This window comes from Achromobacter sp. PD1 (assembly GCF_048541815.1).
In the GTDB taxonomy this organism is placed as follows: Bacteria; Pseudomonadota; Gammaproteobacteria; order Burkholderiales; family Burkholderiaceae_B; genus Achromobacter; species Achromobacter bronchisepticus_A.
On sequence record NZ_CP183349.1, the window covers coordinates 4,743,807 to 4,758,252 of the forward strand.

The following is a 14,446-nucleotide window of genomic DNA, read 5'->3' on the forward strand; positions in this document are numbered from 1 at the left end:
ATCCCTAAATTCGGTCAAGGTGAAATTCAATGCACCGTCTGGACGACCCGGCCCCGTTCTTCAATCCCGATATCGACACGCAACAGGCCTATGCCATGCGCGTGCATGCGGACGAGAACGACCAGGAGTCTCCGCCACACCGGCACGCAATGGGCCAGCTGGTGCTGTCCTTGCAGGGCGGCGTGACCTGCTCCGTGCCGCAGGGTCTGTGGATGGTGCCGCCGCAATATGGCGTCTGGATTCCTGGCGGCGTGCCGCACAGCAATCGCGTCACGCAGAACGGCCGGGTGTGTTTCCTGTTCGTGCCGCCCGACGCCACGGGCCTGCCTGGACAGTGCTGCACGCTGGCGATCTCGCCGCTGGTGCGAGAATTGGTCGCCTATCTGGCGGACCTGGCTCCGCAGGACACGGCCACGCCTGCCAACCGGAAGCTGGCCGAAGTGCTGGTCGAGCAGTTGGCACGCATGCCGACCGAACAACTGCACCTGCCCATTTCGGACCACCCGCGCCTGCGCGAAATCGCCGATGCCCTGCACGCCGACCCCGCCGACCGCAGCACGGTGGCGCAATGGGGCAGGCGCGTCGCCATGAGCGAACGCACGCTGGCGCGGCTGGTGCAGCAAGAGCTCGGCATGAGCTTCGGCCGCTGGCGCCAGCAGATGCACATCATCCAGGCCCTGCAGCGCCTGGCCGCCGGCGTCTCGGTGCAGCGCACTGCCGAAGACCTGGGCTACGAATCCGTCAGCGCCTTCATCACCATGTTCCGCAAGGCGCTGGGCAAGACGCCTGCCCGCTACTTCGCGGACAAGGCCGACGGTATCAATTGACGGTGGGCGGGTAGTCCAGTTCGCCCGATTTCATCTGGCCGCGCAGGCGCGCCTCGCGCAGTTCCGCGACCGTCTGGTCCCGGGTCTGGTGCGATTGCGACGGTAGCGCAGGCGGATAGTCCTGTTCGCCGTACGTGACCAGGCCGGCCGCGCGCGCGGCGTCGAGTTCTTCGCGCACCTGCTGGCGGGTCTTGGTGCTGACATGAGGCAGATCCACGGGATATTGCTGTTCGCCGTAGGTCACCAGGCCGGCGGCCTTGGCTTCCATCAGTTCCGCGCGCACCTGTTCGCGGGTCTTGCCTTCGGCATGCGCTGCGGCGCCAACCAGCGCCATGCTCAGCGCCAGGATGGAGAGTCGGTATGTATTCATGAAATCCTCTGCGGTTAACGAGTGCCGCATTATTCGTTCGCATGCCCGCCGGGATAAATCCCGCGTGGCGCAATCGAAGGTTGCCCGCCGTGCAAGCCTCGCTGCACGCCCGCGCAGCGACCCGCGCACCCTTGCGCCGGGCGCAAGGGTGGGTTGATCCAGGAATGGTTTTTCCGCCCCCCGCATCTACCTAGACTGAATAGCTCCTGTTATCCAAGGACGCTATTCCATGTTGTCTTCCTCATCCCCGGGCAGGGGCGGCCCACGATCATGACGGCCGCCTCTCCCTCCGCCCCGCCCGCCGCGGCGGCCTTCGGCTGGCGCATCCTGACCGGATTGCTCGGCGTGCTGCTGGCGGTGATCCTCGCCGGGCTCAACGAAAACGTGACCAAGATGGCGCTGCCCGACATCCGCGGCGCGCTGGGCATCAGCTACGACCAGGGCACCTGGTTCGTGGCCGTCTACGCCGCGGCGTCGGTATGCGCCATGGCATTCGCGCCCTGGTGCTCGGTCACGTTTTCATTGCGCCGCTTCACGGTCACGGCGCTGGCCGCCTTTGCGCTGTTCGGCGCGCTCTGCCCATTTGCGCCCAACCTGCCCGTGCTGCTGTTCCTGCGCACGCTGCAAGGCCTCGCGGGCGGCGCGCTGCCGCCCATGCTCATGACGGTGGCGCTGCGCTTCCTGCCGCCTGGCATCAAGCTCTATGGCCTGGGCGGCTACGCCCTCACCGCCACCTTCGCGCCCAGCCTGGGCATACCGCTGGCGGCCTTCTGCACCGAGGTGCTGGGCTGGCGCTGGACCTTCTGGCTGATCGTCGCTCCCGCGGCGCTCGCGGCCTGGGCCGTCTGGCGCGGGCTGCCCCAGGATCCGCTCAAGCTCGAACGGCTGCGCCTGTTCGACTGGCGCGGCCTGTTGCTGGGCGCCCCGGCGCTGTCCATGCTGGTCATCGGCCTGTTGCAGGGCGACCGGCTGGACTGGCTTAACTCGCCGCTGATCTCCGTCCTGCTGGGCGGAGGCGGTGTGCTGATGGTGCTGTTCATGATCAACGAATGGTCGCATCCCCTGCCGTTCTTCAAGATCCAGCTCTTGCGCAACCGCAACCTCAGCCATGCCTTGCTGACACTGGGCGGCGTGCTGATCGTGCTGTTGGGCGTGATCCTGATTCCCTCGTCATTCCTGGCGCAATTGCGCGGCTACCGGCCGCTGGAAACAGCGCCGGTGCTGCTCACCATGGGCCTGCCGCAACTGATCGCGCTGCCGCTGGTCGCGGCGCTGTGCAACCTGCGCCAGGTGGATTGCCGCTGGGTGCTGGCCTCCGGCCTCGGCCTGCTGGCCCTGTCCTGCCTGCTGGGGTCGCAACTGACGCCCGTCTGGTCGCGCGAGCAGTTCTACCTGCTCGAAGCCGTACAGATCTTCGCCCAGCCCATGGCCGTGATCCCGCTGCTGATGCTGGCCACCGGCGGCCTGGCGCCGCAGGACGGCCCCTGGGCGTCATCGTGGTTCAACACCATCAAGGGCTTTGCCGCGGTAGCCGCCACCGGCCTGCTGGACGCGCTGACCACCTCGCGCCGCAATTACCACTCCAGCATGCTGGCCGACCAGCTGGGCAACTTTCCGCTGAGCACGGCCGGCGACAACGCGGCCGCGCTGTCCCGCCGCATCCAGGAACAGGCCGCCGTGCTGACCTCAGCCGACCTCTATCTGTGCATGGCCGGCGTGGCCGTGCTCCTCATCCTGCTCATCCCCTTCGTCGCGACCCGCATCTATCCACCGCGCGCCGCGACCTGAAATCGAGTCCATAACATGCCTTTCTCTCTCTTGACCTCTCCCCTTCCCCGCGCCGGCGCCTTGGGCGCCCTGGTCCTGCTGGCCTATGCAGGCTGGTCATGGTCCGCCACCGGCGCCGCCGAATCCACCGATGACGCCACTGTCGTCGCCGACCACACCATCGTCGCCCCGCAAGTGTCCGGCTTCATCGACGCCGTGCTGGTCGAAGACAACCAGGCCGTCAAGCAAGGCCAGCTGCTCGCCCGCATCGATGACCGCGACCATCAGGCCGCGCTGGCGGCCGCAAGCGCCGAACTCGCAGTCGCCAGCGCGCGCCTGTCGGACGCGGCCGCAACCCTGGAACGCCAGCAAGCCGTGATCGAGCAGGCCGTCGCCGTCACGCGCGCCGACCTGGCGGATATCCGCTATGCCGAAAGCGAGGCCCAGCGCCACCGCAGGCTGGCCAGCGAGGGCGCGGGCACCCAGCAGGCCTATGAACAGGCCCGCAGCCGGCTGGACATGGCGCAGGCGCGGCAGGCCGAACACACGGCCACACTGCAGGCCGCGCGCAAGCAGCGCGACGTGCTGGAAGCCAACCGCGAGGCCGCGCAGGCCGGGCTGCTGCGCGCACAGGCGCTGAAGGACCGCGCGGAACTCAACCTGTCGCATACCCAGGTCGTCTCTCCCATCGATGGCATCGTCGGCCGGCGCTCGCTGCGCGTGGGCGCCTATGTCAGCCCGGGCACGCCGATTCTGGCGGTGGTGCCGCTGCAACAAGCCTATGTGGTGGCCAACTTCCGGGAAAAGCAGTTGACCCGCATGCGCCCGGGCCAGCCCGCAACCATCACGGTCGACGCCTATCCGGATACGCCGCTGCGCGGCCGCGTCCAAAGCATCGCACCGGCCACGGGCCTGAGCTTTTCGCCGGTAGTCCCGAGCAATGCCACCGGCAACTTCACCAAGGTCGCGCAGCGCCTGCCCGTCAAGATCGTGCTGGACGCGCCGGCCGAAGGCGCGCCGCCGCTGCGCGCCGGCATGTCCGTCGAAGCCGTGGTTGATACCGGCGCCGCGGCAGAGGAGTCCATGCAATGACCCCGCGCCGCTTGATCAATGCCACGCTGGCCTGCACGCTTTCCGCCTTGGCAGGCTGCGCAGTGGGCCCCGACTTTCAGGCTCCCCAGGCGCCATTGCCCGTGCAATGGCGGATGCCTGACGCCTCCGCCGCAGACAGCGTCCCCGTGCCGCAAGATGTGAACACATCCTGGTGGGACAGCTTCGGCGATCCCACCCTGAGCGCCTTGATCGCCGAAGCGACCGCGGCCAACCTGGACATACGCATCGCCCACGAACGCCTGCTGCAAAGCCGCGCGGCCTTGCGCGTGACCGAAGCCGACGGCCTGCCCGCCGTAGGCTCAAGCGCGAGCTACAAGCGCGGCCAGAACAGCGAGGTCGGCCTGGCCGACCCTTCGGGCCACGGAGGCAAGTCCTCATTCAACCTGTGGCAAGCGGGCGTGGACGCCAGTTGGGAACTGGACCTGTGGGGCCGCGTGCGGCGCGAAGTCGAACAGGCCGGCGCCCAGTCCCAGGCGGCGCTGGAGGCGCAGCGCGGCGTGGTCCTGGCCATCCGCGCCGAAACGGCGCGCAACTACATCCTGCTGCGCGGCACGCAGAACCAACTGGACGTGCTGCGCCAAACGCTTGCCAATGCCGAGCGCAACCTGGCGCTGACCCGTTTGCGCCAACGCGAAGGCGTCGCCACCGAACTGGACGTTTCGCAAGCCGATGCGCAGGCCGCCGCCATAGAAGCCGGCGTGCCGCCGCTCGTGCTGCGCGTCGAACAGCTGATGAATGCGCTGGCGCTGCTGCTGGAGCAGCCGCCCGGCGCGCTGCAACCGCGTCTGGCGGCGGTGGGTCCGATACCCGGCGGTCCGCTCCAGGTTCCCGTCGGACTGCCGAGCGAACTGGCCGAGCGCAGGCCCGACATCCGCCGCGCTCAGGCCAATCTGCACGCGGCCGTCGCGGCGATCGGCGTAGCGGAGGGCGATTTCTATCCGCGCATCACGCTGTCAGGCAACCTCGGCCTGCAGGCTCTGCAATTGCGGGACCTCGACACCGACAACGCCGGGGTGTTCGGCGTCGGCCCCGCGTTGCAGATTCCCATCTTCCAGGGCGGCCGGTTGCGAGGCCGGCTGCGGCTGCGCGAATCGCAGGCTCAGGAAGCCGCGCTGCTGTACCAAAAAACCGTGCTGAATGCCTGGCATGAAGTCGACAATGCCATGACCGCCTACCAGGCGCAGCAACTGACCCGGGCCAGCCTGGAGCGCGCCTCCGCGAGCGCCCGCCAGGCGCTGCTGAACGCACAGCGGCAATATGCCGCGGGCGCTTCGGACTTCGTGAACGTGCTCAGCGCGCAGAACGCGGTGCTGGCCAGCGACCAGGCCCGCGTGTCGACCCAGGCCTCGGTGTCGCTGGTGCTGGTGGATCTGTACCGCTCGTTGGGCGGCGGCTGGGAAGCGCCCGCCGCCAACCTCAACCCTGCTTCGGCCCCGCAATGATGAACAGACGCGGGAACGGCAGCAGCACCGTGCCGTCGGCCAGCGCCGGATAGGCTTCTTCGATCAGCGACTGGTAGCGGGCCAGGAAACTGGCCTGCCCGGCGGCGTCCAGCCGGTCCAGATAGGGCCGCAGCGCCGTGCCCTTGAACCACTCCACCACCGCCGCTGCGCCTGCCAGCGGGTGATGGTAGGTCGTGCGCCACACGTCCAGCAGGCCGCAATGCGGCTTGAGCAGCTCGTAGTACCAGGCGGCGCTGTGGCGCGGCGGATGCTTGAAGCCGCCGATGGCGGCGGCCCACGGCGCCTCGCCTGCCACCTGGCGCGCCAGGCGGTGGGCCGGCTCCTCCAGGTTGTCCGGGGTCTGCACCGCCAGGCTCCCGCCCGGCGCCAGCTTGCCGACCAGGCGGGGATATAGGGTCGCGTGGTCCGGCACCCATTGCAGCGCGGCGTTCGCCAGAATCACGTCGTAGGTCCCGGGCGGATCCCACGTGGCGATGTCGGCCAATTCGAATCGCAGCCCCGGCAGACGTTTCCTGGCCGACTGCAGCATGTCCTCCGAGCTGTCCATGCCGCTGATTTCGGCATCGGGGTAGCGGCTGGCCAGCACCTCGGTGGAGTTGCCAGGACCGCAGCCCAGGTCCACGGCGCGCTTCACATCCTGATTGGGCAAGGCGGCGACCAGGTCCCGCACCGGACGGGTGCGTTCGTTTTCAAAGGCGGAATACTGTTTGGCGGACCAACTGGTCATGACGGCTCCTTGCGGCATTTGGACTGTCCAGCACTCTACGCCCGCCGCACCGGCGCGACAAATCCCAAAAAAAGCGCCCGCCATATCCGTTGGATATGGCGGGCGTCTTGCGTCACGCCGCGGGGCTTATTCCGCCGCGAGTTCCTGCTTGGAGGCGTCCGAGCGGGTTTTCCACAGCGAGAACAACACGCCGCCAGCGATCAGACCGAAGGTCACCGACAGGGACAAGGCAGCCGGCACCTTGCCGATGAAGCCGACCAGGAAGATCTTGCCGCCAATGAAGACCAGGACCAGAGCCAAGGCGTACTTCAGGTAATGGAAGCGGTGGATCATCGCCGCCAGCGCAAAGTACAGCGCACGCAGGCCCAGGATGGCGAAGATGTTGCTGGTGTAGACGATGAACGGGTCGGTGGTGATGGCGAAGATCGCCGGCACGGAGTCCACCGCGAACAACAGGTCTACGAACTCGATCAACACCAGCGCCAGCAGCAGCGGCGTAGCCCAGCGCACCTTCTTCGACGTGGCGGGATCGGTCTCCATCACCCAGAACGCGTTGCCGCGCAGCCCTTCCGTGACGCGCATGCGGCGCTTCAGGAACTTCAGGATCGGGTTGGACGCGATATCCGGCGTCTGGTCCGCAATCATCCACATCTTGATGCCGGTGAACACCAGGAAGGCGCCGAACAGATACAGCAGCCAGCCAAAGTTGCTGACCAGCGCCGCGCCCAGGCCTATCATGATGGCGCGCAGCACGATCACGCCGAGGATGCCCCAGAACAGCACGCGGTGCTGGTACTGGCGCGGAATCGCGAAGAAACTGAAGATCAGCGCGATCACAAAGACGTTGTCCATCGACAGCGACTTCTCGATCATGAAGCCCGTGTAGTAGGCCATGCCGCTGGCGGAACCCATCTGCCACCAGACCCAGGCGCCGAACAGCAGCGCCGCGCTGATGTAGCCGGCGGAAAGCAGCAGGCTCTCGCGCACGCCGATCTCGCGGTCTTCCTTGTGCAGCACGCCCAGGTCAAAGGCCAGCAAGGCGACCACGATGCCGATGAATAGCAGCCAGCTCCAGGCCGGGGTGCCGAAGAAATCGGCGGAGAGTAAGGTGAGCAAGGTGTCCATGATGTTCCCGCTTGTGTTCGAAGGGGCTCATGATCCAGATCCTGGCCGAATGGAGAAATCAGCCTGAAAGTGAGTTAAGGTTCGAAAAAACCGAAGTTATTCCTGCCATGCTCAATTACCGACACCTGTATTACTTCTGGATGGTCGCCAAGGAAGGCGGCTTTTCCCGTGCCGCCGAAAGGCTGGACATGGCCATCCAGACCATCAGCGCGCAAGTGCGCGAACTGGAAAAAAACCTGGGCCACCAATTGCTCAAGCCGGCCGGGCGCGGCGTGGCGCTGACCGACGCGGGCGAAGCCGCCTTCGCCCGCGCCGAAGAGATCTTCCAGATCGGCCAAATGCTGCCCCAGGAGGTCCGCGCCGCCGCCACCAAGCCCGTCATACGTCTGTCGGTGGGCCTGTCGGACGGTATTTCCAAGCTGGCCGCGCAGGCCCTGCTGGGACCGGTGCTGCACACGCCGGACCTGCGCCTGACCTGCCACGAAGGCGAGGTCGAGGAACTGCTGGGCGAACTTGCCCAGCATCACCTGGACCTGGTGCTGGCCGGCCAGGGCGCACCCGCCAACCCCAACCTGCGCCTCACCAGCGACCGCCTGGTTTCATCGCCAGTGGACTGGTACGGCCCCGCCAAACTGGTGCGCAAGGCCGACACCCTGGACTTTCCGCGCTGCCTGGAACGCCTGCCGGTACTGCTGCCCACCGGCCATTCCGTGCTGCGCCAGACGCTGGACCGCTGGTTCGCCGAACAAGGCATCTACCCCAATGTCGTCGGCGAATTCGAAGACAGCGCCCTGATGTCGGTGTTCGCGGCCCGCGGCCTGGGCGTATTTCCGCTCAGCCGACTGGGCGGCGGCGACATCGGCGTGCTGCGGGGCTTGCGCCCCCTGGCCCGCTGCGACGACGTGCACGAGGAAATCCACGCCATCCGCAACCGCCGCGGACAGCACCATCCGCTGGTCCAGATCGTGCTCGCCAAGGCAAAAACTTCGGTTTTTTCTTAATGTTTGTCACAACCACGCTGGTTTTTCAGAAATAGAATCCGCCTTATCGTGGACCCTCTTTTGAAACATCGGAGTACCACCTCAATGAAAAAGATCATCTGGCTCGCCTTCGCCGTGCTTGCAGCACTCTGGACCGGGCTGGTTGCGCTGACACTGCAGCTGACCAACTGGGTCCTGTCGACCATCGCCACGACCCAGGTGCCCGGCACGGCGCTGGATACCTCGCAATGGGTTCCCCCCGCCTGGGCGGCGGCCTGGGTCGACCCCGCCTGGCTGCAGACGCTGCAGGGCGGCCTGGTCTGGGCCGCGCAAGGCCTGAATCAGGTACTGCCCTTCGCCGGCAGCCTCGGCACGCTGATCTCGGTGCTGGCCTGGATCTTCTGGGGCTTCATCATCGTCGGCCTGCTGGTGCTGGCGCTGATCCTCCACTGGCTGGCCGGCAAGCGCGAGCAAGCCGCGGCGCCCGGCCGCCAAGTGGTGTAATAGGGCAGGCAACGCGGCAATCCGGCGCGCTGCCCCTTTAAGAGGAGCGTGCCGTGCCCACCGTCAATTCCCCTGCCCGCAAGCTGTTGCTGGCGGCCCTGCTGGCCATGGCCGCCACGGCGGCGCAGGCGCACCCTGTGCGCCCCGCCTACGGCATCGAGGTCTGCACGGTCACGGGCACTTCCGGGGAATACAGCGTGCGCGTGCGCAACACCGGCACGGCGCCCCTGGCTCGCGCCGAAGTCAACGGCGTCAGGCTGGATGCCAGCGGCCACGCGGCGGATCCTCTTACCGTAAACCTGACCGACATCCCTGCCGGCAAGTACAAGACCGCCGTGCTGGGACGCCCCGGCAATGGCGCCTCGCTGGTCAGCATCGCCACCTATGTGACCGCCAATGGCATGGAAACCCATCAGCAGGATTTGTTCGCCGGCAAGGTGGCGCACGTTTCGCCGGGCTCGGCGCTGCAATACACCCTGGCGCCGCTGGCCGTGCGCGGCTGGACGGTGGCCTATGGCACCAAACAGGACCCCAAGCTGGAAGCCGGCAGCGCCGTGCTGTTGATCTACCCCGTCACCCTGGGCAAGAAGCGGGACGCGACGCGTCCGGACGCCGGCCGCACACCGGCCGACGTGGTGCCGCTGGCGCCCTGCGGCACGGCCGCCGGGGCAAAGCAATCCTGAACGCGTTCAGGTGCCGCTGAGCAGGTCGCGCTCGTTCAGAAGCGCGTAGACGATCTCGGGCCGGTTGTCGAAACCGCGGCGGATAGCGACGGGAATCGCCGTGCGCGTCTTGCGGCACAGCCCGAGCTGGTCCTCCAGCTGGATCGCGATGCCGCGCGAGGTGCGCACCTCGTTTTCGCTGGGCGTGATGTGAATCACGATGCCCAGCTGCGCATGGATGCGTCCCTGCATGGCGCGCAGGTCTTCCAGGCTGGAGATGTTCTCCAGCCGCGCCACCAGGCGCTTTTCCTCTTCCTTGGTCAGCCGCAACACGCGGAAGTCGGCGGCGGGATCGGCCAACAGCCGGTCGCGGTCGCACACGCAGGCGCCCGGCGGACATTCTTGGCGGATGGGAAACGGAAAATTCATGGCGGGCGGAGCGCGTCGCGGCAATCCTGCATATCTTGGAATTCTACCCAGGATCCCCCGCCGCCCGCCCGGCGGCAAGTCCTGGTTTCCCCGCAAGCCGCTGCGGCATAATGCCTCACCGAGTTCACGGCGCGGAGGGCGCCCGCATGAAAGGATTCCTGTCCATGGCGGCCTTGGCCGCGCTGTCCGCGCTCTGCAACGGCGCCGTTGCCCGCGACTACGCCTATGCCATCCGGCCGGGCCTGTCCTCGGTGGTGACGGTTTCCGAACTGCCCCAGCAGCGCCTCGGCGCACGCGTGGGCAACGGCCCGGAACAGGAAATCGCGAGCATCGGCGGCGACGAGGAAGTCGACCAATTCCAGGACGTGGACGTGGACCATGACGGCTACCGCGACTTCGTCATCGGCCAGACCGGCGGCAGCACGCAAGCGATTTCGCGCATCTTCCTGTACCGCCCCAAGGACGGGCGCTACCACGAGATCCCGTATCCCGATGCGGCGGCCAGCCCCTGCCGCGGCTTCGTCAATCCCGAGTTCGACGCGGCCAAGCCCATTATTTCCGTGGCGTGCCGCTACAGCGCCGACACCTATGGCTTCGAACAGTACCGGGTGTGCCCGGACGGCTCGGCGCGGGTCATCTCCTGGACCCGGCGCGAGGGCGAATCGGAGCGCAAGATTCCGCACCCCGGCGCCAAGGGCGGCACATGCGCCGCGAAGACTGGCCCGTAAGGCGCCGTCCCGCCGCGCGCGTCCCGCCTTCGCCATGGCGCTGCAAACGCCGCGGCCGCTATAGTTGCGCTTCCGCCCACCAGGCTCTACGTCCGAGGACACCCCCGCCGTGCTGATTTTCCACAACCCTGTCCACGAAAAACACGCTGGCCGACAGGAAATGTTCCGCGGCAAGCTGGTGCCCTGCCACGAAACCCCCGCGCGCCTGGAGTTCGTCCTGCAGGCGCTGAGCCAGCGTGGCATCGGCGCATTGCGCACACCGTCGGCGGCGGACCTGGGCTTGGTCAAGCGCGTGCACACCCCGCGCTACGTGGACTTCCTGGAAACAGCCTGGCGCGATTGGGTGGCGCTGGACCCGGCCAATGCCGGACTGGACATCCTGCCTTCGGTCTGGCCCGTGCGCGGATTCCGTCACGACATCGAACCGACCAACTTCGCCGCGCGGGTCGGCCTGTTCTCGTTCGACAGCGGCTGCCCGCTGACCGCGGGCACTTGGGAGGCCGCCACCGCAGGCGCGGCCTGCGCCATCGACGCCGCGCGCGCGGTATCCGCGGCGGGCGGGCCTCGCGTCGCCATGGCGCTCACGCGTCCGCCCGGCCACCACGCGGGCCCCGATTTCTTCGGCGGCTACTGCTTCCTGAACAACGCGGCGCTGGCCGCGCAGGCGCTACGCGAAGCTGGCACCCAACGCGTGGCCATCGTGGACGTCGACTACCACCACGGCAACGGCACGCAGAGCATCTTCTATGAACGCGCCGACGTGCTGACCGTGTCGGTGCACGGCGATCCGACCACCGAGTACCCCTTCTACCTGGGCTACGCCGATGAGCGCGGCGCAGGCGCGGGCCTGGACGCCAACCTGAACCTGCCGCTGCCCGCCGGCACCGGTTTCGCCGCCTGGACGCAGGCGTTGGAACAAGGGCTGGCCGCCGTGCGCGCCTTCAAGGCTGACGCGGTGGTTATCGCGCTGGGCGTGGACACCTACGAAGGCGATCCCATCTCCAAGTTCCAGCTCAAGAGCGCCGATTACCTGCATGTGGGCCGCCTGCTGGCAGGCCTGGGCCTGCCGGCGGTGTTCACGATGGAAGGCGGCTACGCCGTGGCGGACGTGGGCATCAACGTCGCCAACGTGCTGGAAGGCTACGCGGGCTGAACAGCAGGCCCATCAGTCCCGCGTTTCGAGCACCTTGTTGATGCGCAGCGCCAGCAGCGTGCAGGCAGCGCCCGACAACAGGTAGACGCTGACCGCCACCAGCCCGAAACGCGCGGACAGGCCCAGCGCGACCAATGGCGCGAATGCCGCGCCGATCAGCCAGGCCATGTCGGAGGTCAGCGCCGCGCCCGTGTAGCGGAAGCGCCGCGTGAAGTTCGCGGTGACGGTCCCCGAGGCCTGGCCGTAGGACAGCCCCAGCAGCACGAAGCCCACCAGGATGAACGCATCCTGCGCCTTGGGTCCGCCGCCCAGCAGCCAGGGCGTGAACAGCGCGAACACGGCGATCAGAAGGGCCAGCAGGCCCAGCGTGGTGCGCCGGCCGATGCGGTCGGCCAGCCAGCCCGATGCGATGGTGCCCAGGATGCCCAGCACCGCGCCAATGATCTGCACGATCAGCACGTCCTGGATCTGCTGGGTGGCGCTGACCGCGATCCACGACAGCGGAAACACCGTGACCAGGTGGAACAAGGCATAACTGGCAAGCGCCGCGAATGCGCCGATGAACAGGTTGTAGCCTTGCTCGCGCACCATCTGCGCGACGCTGATCGGTTCCAGCTCGCCCTCTTCCAGCAGCTGCGTGTATTCCTCGGTGACGACCAGGCGCAGCCGCGCAAACAGCGCCACCACGTTGATGGCGAACGCCACGAAGAAGGGATAGCGCCAGCCCCATTCCAGGAAATCGGCTTCGGTCAGGGTCACGTGCAGGAACAGGAACAGCGCGCTGGCCACCATGAAGCCCACGGGCGCGCCCAGCTGCCCCAGCATCGCATACCAGCCGCGGCGGTTGGGCGGCGCATTCAGCGCCAACAGCGACGGCAAGCCGTCCCACGACCCGCCCAGCGCCAGCCCTTGCAGGCAGCGGAATACCGCCAGCAGCGTGATCGCATGCGCGCCGATGACGTTGTAGCCCGGCAGAAAGGCCATGCCCACCGTGGCCGTTCCCAGTAGGAACAGAGCGATGGTGAGCTTGGTCGCGCGCCCCCAGCGCCGCTGCGCGGCCATCGAGAGCGCCGTGCCGATGGGCCGCATGATGAATGCGAACGAGAAGATGACGAAGGACCAGAGGGTGCCTTCCAGCCGCGGTTCGAAGGGGAAGAAAACCTGCGGAAAAACCAGCACGCAGGCGATGCCGAAGACGAAGAAATCGAAGTATTCGGAAGCGCGCCCCACCACCACGCCCACCGCGATTTCCCCTGGCGCAACCTTGGCGTGACTGCCGCCGCCGGCCGCGGGGAGTGAAGGAGCATGACCGGGATATTGCGTGGTGGTCGCCATGTGAATGCTCGCTGAAAGGAGGTTCGGAACAGCCTTGCCTACGATCCTGAAACACACCCGCGCGCCTGCAGCCCATATCGCGCAGAGCCGCTCCGTTATTGGGATGCAGCCCTGGTCTGCGCGCGTCGTCCTGCGCATTTTTGTTCTTTTTACCCTAGATTTTTCGCGGCTTCCAGCGTAGTGTTGCGTTTACTTCCCACGGTTACGTTTCGGGGTATGGTCATGCCGTCCTTCCCAAGGTTCCGCGGATTGGTCCTGGTTGCCGCGCTGCCATTGCTCGCCGGATGCAATGCAGTCCTGCTCTCGCCCTCGGGCGACATCGCTTTGCAGCAGCGCAACCTGATCATCATTTCCACCGGCTTGATGCTGCTCATCATCGTGCCGGTGATCCTCCTGACTTTCGTGTTCGCATGGCGCTACCGGGCCAGCAACAAGGAAGCGCACTATGACCCCGAATGGAATCACTCCACCATGCTGGAGCTCCTGATCTGGGCCGCGCCGCTGCTGATCATCATCGCGCTGGGCGCGCTCACCTGGGTCAGCACGCACCAACTGGATCCCTACCGCCCGCTTGTGCGCCTGTCCGAAGGCCGCGAAGTGCCAGCCGGCACCAAACCGCTGGTGGTGGAAGTGGTGGCGCTGGACTGGAAGTGGCTGTTCATCTATCCCGAACAAGGCATCGCGGCGGTAAACGAAATGGCGGCGCCGGTCGACCGCCCCATCCAGTTCAAGATCACCTCGTCGACGGTGATGAATTCCTTCTTCGTGCCCGCGCTGGCGGGGCAGATCTATGCCATGCCGGGCATGCAGACCACCCTGCACGCGGTGATCAACCATCCCGGCGAATACGAAGGCCTGTCCGCCAATTACAGCGGCTCGGGCTTTTCCGGCATGCGCTTCAAGTTCCACGGCGTGGACCAGCAGGGCTTCGACAAATGGGTGGCTGACGCCCGCGCCTCCGACGCCACGCTCAGCCGCGAAACCTACCTGAAGCTGGAGCAACCCAGCGAACGCAACCCGGTGCAGCGCTATGCGTCCAGCGCGCCCGGCCTGTTCGAGGCGATCGTCAACCGCTGCGTGGAACCCAACCGCATGTGCATGCGCGACGCGATGGCGATCGACGCGCAAGGCGGCATGGGCATACCCGGCGCGCTCAACGTCACCACCCTGGACGCCGGAACGCGCGAGCGCCTGGGCCTGACCGGCGCGCCGCGCAAATACGTGGGCGCGATGTGCACCGCCACCGAAGGATTGCTCCTGTAG

At 67.0% G+C, this 14,446-nt stretch carries 15 protein-coding genes; 10 read left to right on the forward strand and 5 right to left on the reverse strand.

Features of this window, described 5'->3' with window-relative positions; genetic code table 11:
• The first annotated feature begins 29 nt into the window (after positions 1-29).
• A complete protein-coding gene (locus tag ACM1PE_RS22390) occupies positions 30-827 on the forward strand; it encodes an AraC family transcriptional regulator (protein WP_118932953.1) in 798 nt (265 codons plus the stop codon).
• On the opposite strand, the gene ACM1PE_RS22395 is transcribed toward ACM1PE_RS22390, so the two are convergent.
• Positions 820-1,197 (reverse strand): DUF4148 domain-containing protein, encoded by a 378-nt coding sequence (locus ACM1PE_RS22395; RefSeq protein ID WP_419340975.1) that lies wholly within the window; start codon positions 1,195-1,197, stop codon positions 820-822. The genes ACM1PE_RS22390 and ACM1PE_RS22395 overlap by 8 nt on opposite strands.
• Before the next feature lie 270 nt (positions 1,198-1,467).
• On the opposite strand from ACM1PE_RS22395, the gene ACM1PE_RS22400 reads away from it, so the two are divergent.
• The 3 genes from ACM1PE_RS22400 to ACM1PE_RS22410 are packed head-to-tail and all read left to right on the forward strand — an operon-like array spanning position 1,468 to position 5,519.
• Entirely contained in the window at positions 1,468-2,985 is a 1,518-nt protein-coding gene (locus ACM1PE_RS22400) for an MFS transporter (protein WP_419340977.1), read from the forward strand.
• Between the two features lie 15 nt (positions 2,986-3,000).
• Positions 3,001-4,056 (forward strand): HlyD family secretion protein, encoded by a 1,056-nt coding sequence (locus tag ACM1PE_RS22405; protein ID WP_251879426.1) that lies wholly within the window; start codon positions 3,001-3,003, stop codon positions 4,054-4,056.
• Positions 4,053-5,519 carry an efflux transporter outer membrane subunit gene (locus ACM1PE_RS22410; RefSeq protein WP_419340979.1) on the forward strand — a complete coding sequence of 489 codons (1,467 nt, stop codon included), beginning with the start codon at positions 4,053-4,055 and terminating at the stop codon, positions 5,517-5,519. The genes ACM1PE_RS22405 and ACM1PE_RS22410 overlap by 4 nt, the downstream gene beginning before the upstream one ends.
• Here the strand turns inward: ACM1PE_RS22410 and tam are convergent.
• Positions 5,494-6,267: a trans-aconitate 2-methyltransferase gene (gene tam / locus ACM1PE_RS22415; RefSeq protein WP_059378777.1), complete on the reverse strand. Its 774-nt coding sequence runs from the start codon at positions 6,265-6,267 to the stop codon at positions 5,494-5,496. The two genes, ACM1PE_RS22410 and tam, sit on opposite strands and share 26 nt — an antisense overlap.
• Positions 6,268-6,393: 126 nt before the next feature.
• Positions 6,394-7,392, reverse strand: a complete 999-nt coding sequence (locus ACM1PE_RS22420) for a TerC family protein (RefSeq protein WP_059378776.1) — start codon at positions 7,390-7,392, stop codon at positions 6,394-6,396.
• A 107-nt stretch (positions 7,393-7,499) separates the two neighbouring features.
• Between ACM1PE_RS22420 and ACM1PE_RS22425 the strand changes: the two genes are divergently transcribed.
• The 3 genes from ACM1PE_RS22425 (at position 7,500) to ACM1PE_RS22435 (ending at position 9,559) form a co-directional block, all read left to right on the forward strand.
• Complete coding sequence (locus ACM1PE_RS22425) at positions 7,500-8,393, forward strand: LysR family transcriptional regulator (protein WP_059378774.1); 894 nt, start codon at positions 7,500-7,502, stop codon at positions 8,391-8,393.
• 84 nt (positions 8,394-8,477) lie between these two features.
• A complete protein-coding gene (locus ACM1PE_RS22430; protein ID WP_088142529.1) occupies positions 8,478-8,876 on the forward strand; it encodes a hypothetical protein in 399 nt (132 codons plus the stop codon).
• Positions 8,877-8,929: 53 nt separating this feature from the next.
• Positions 8,930-9,559: a hypothetical protein gene (locus tag ACM1PE_RS22435; protein WP_118932947.1), complete on the forward strand. Its 630-nt coding sequence runs from the start codon at positions 8,930-8,932 to the stop codon at positions 9,557-9,559.
• A 6-nt stretch (positions 9,560-9,565) separates the two neighbouring features.
• Here ACM1PE_RS22435 and ACM1PE_RS22440 read toward each other — a convergent pair whose 3' ends face one another.
• Entirely contained in the window at positions 9,566-9,967 is a 402-nt protein-coding gene (locus ACM1PE_RS22440; protein ID WP_419340982.1) for a hypothetical protein, read from the reverse strand.
• A gap of 146 nt (positions 9,968-10,113) precedes the next feature.
• Between ACM1PE_RS22440 and ACM1PE_RS22445 the strand changes: the two genes are divergently transcribed.
• A complete protein-coding gene (locus ACM1PE_RS22445; protein ID WP_059378769.1) occupies positions 10,114-10,695 on the forward strand; it encodes an XAC2610-related protein in 582 nt (193 codons plus the stop codon).
• A gap of 109 nt (positions 10,696-10,804) precedes the next feature.
• Positions 10,805-11,848, forward strand: coding sequence for a histone deacetylase family protein (locus ACM1PE_RS22450; RefSeq protein WP_419340985.1), 1,044 nt, complete (start codon positions 10,805-10,807; stop codon positions 11,846-11,848).
• Positions 11,849-11,860: 12 nt separating this feature from the next.
• On the opposite strand, the gene ACM1PE_RS22455 is transcribed toward ACM1PE_RS22450, so the two are convergent.
• Positions 11,861-13,183 (reverse strand): MFS transporter, encoded by a 1,323-nt coding sequence (locus ACM1PE_RS22455; RefSeq protein WP_059378767.1) that lies wholly within the window; start codon positions 13,181-13,183, stop codon positions 11,861-11,863.
• A gap of 222 nt (positions 13,184-13,405) precedes the next feature.
• On the opposite strand from ACM1PE_RS22455, the gene cyoA reads away from it, so the two are divergent.
• Entirely contained in the window at positions 13,406-14,446 is a 1,041-nt protein-coding gene (cyoA, locus tag ACM1PE_RS22460; RefSeq protein ID WP_059378858.1) for a ubiquinol oxidase subunit II, read from the forward strand.